Source organism: Nocardia noduli, from assembly GCF_019038455.1.
GTDB lineage: Bacteria > Actinomycetota > Actinomycetes > Mycobacteriales > Mycobacteriaceae > Nocardia > Nocardia noduli.
In genome coordinates, this window is record NZ_JAFMPL010000228.1 from 1 (window position 1) to 1,523 (window position 1,523).

Annotated in this window: 1 protein-coding gene and 1 pseudogene; one reads left to right on the forward strand and one right to left on the reverse strand. The window is 69.4% G+C overall.

Annotated features, from left to right (window positions below; all coding sequences use genetic code 11):
• A pseudogene (locus tag JZ792_RS41070) lies at nt 1-493 on the reverse strand (hypothetical protein); the annotation flags it as partial.
• Nucleotides 494-1,109: 616 nt separating this feature from the next.
• Here JZ792_RS41070 and JZ792_RS41075 point away from each other — a divergent pair.
• A partial coding sequence (locus JZ792_RS41075) for a hypothetical protein (protein WP_216918375.1) occupies nt 1,110-1,523 on the forward strand: 414 nt, incomplete at its 3' end.

Consider the following 1,523-nt stretch of genomic DNA (forward strand, 5'->3'; position numbering starts at 1 on the left):
CCGCCACCCCGTCCGGCAGCCCCGCGCAACCCGGAACGTCGCCGACTCCGTCGTCCCTGGATCTGCCTTCCACCGAATCCCCGTCCACGAACCAGCCCGCCTCGACAGACCGGTCCGATTCGACCCCCGCCCAACAGAACCCGTCACAGACGTCGACCGGAACACCGACGTCGACCCCGGCTGCCCCGAGCAGCAACCCGACGACCGGCCCTGCCACTCCCGGCATATCGAATGCGGGCACCTCGACGAATGTCGCCACCCCCGGCACGACATCACCCTCGGTCTCCCCGAACGCTGCCACCGACACCGAGCAACAACCCGCGTCGACCGCCACCACCACCGCGAACGCGGCCACCGCGACACCGACGGCCACCTCACCGACCCCGACACCCACCAACGCGGCTCCCGCGACACCGAACAGTCCGACCACGGGTGTCCCGCCGGTCGGCACTCCCGCCAGCCCGGCGACCTCGCGTTCTCCCCAACCTTCCACAGGGCGTTCTCCCGGCCCGACTGCTCAGCGTTCTCCACAACCATCCACAGCGCAGGCGACGAACGCTGCCCACCGACCGCCACCCGCCCCCTCCGACGTCACACCGGCAACTCGAGCCACCCAGAGTCCACAAGCAGACAACGCCGGATCACGATCCCCGACATCGCCCACACGAAGCGACGTCACACCGCTGCGGTCCACACCCACCGCTAACTCACCTACCGACATGGGTCGTCCGAGAACCGCCGCCGATACCGAGTCGCCCCCGAGAAGCGGCACTCCAACCAGTAGTGGCACGCCTACCAGCCCTGGCACTTCAACCAGCGCTGGTACACCGGACGCCACGGGTACGCCGACCCGCTTCGACACCCCGCACGGCACTGGCACTCCGACCAGCGCCGGTACGCCGAACAGCACTGGTACGCCGAACAGCACTAGCACCCCAACCGGTACCGGCACGCCGACCGTCACCGGCACGCCGAACCGCGCCGAGTCCGTGCCAGCCACCACGACGAACCCTCCCGGCTCGGCCGCACATCCGACGCAACCGTCCCGGCATTCACCTACCGCCGATCATGCACATCCATCCACAGGCCACCCGCTCACTCCGCAGGATGTGGACAACGCCACCCGCGCTCGCCAGGCCCGCGAATCACTGCGCGCACTGACCCCCGACGGCAACCACGCCCTCCGAGTGACTCCCCCGCAGGGTGGCTCGTTCCGCAACGCGAACTACCCGACCGCCCTCGGCCAACCCGTCCAGGTCGTACGCATCGACGCCGCCGTCACCGCGTCACCGACAACCCCGCCCGCGGCCGTCACCACCGTCACCGACAACACCCAGCTGGCCACCGACGTCACCTTCAACCAGGGCAACCAATTCCCGCTCGGTGACTGGCTCATGGTCGACGTCGTCCCCACCGCCGACCCGACCACCGCCGACCTCACCATCGACGCCGACACCCGACCGACCCTCAAAGACCTCGGCAATCTGATCCGCAGAGCCCTCGGCCTCTCCCCGGAATCCGAC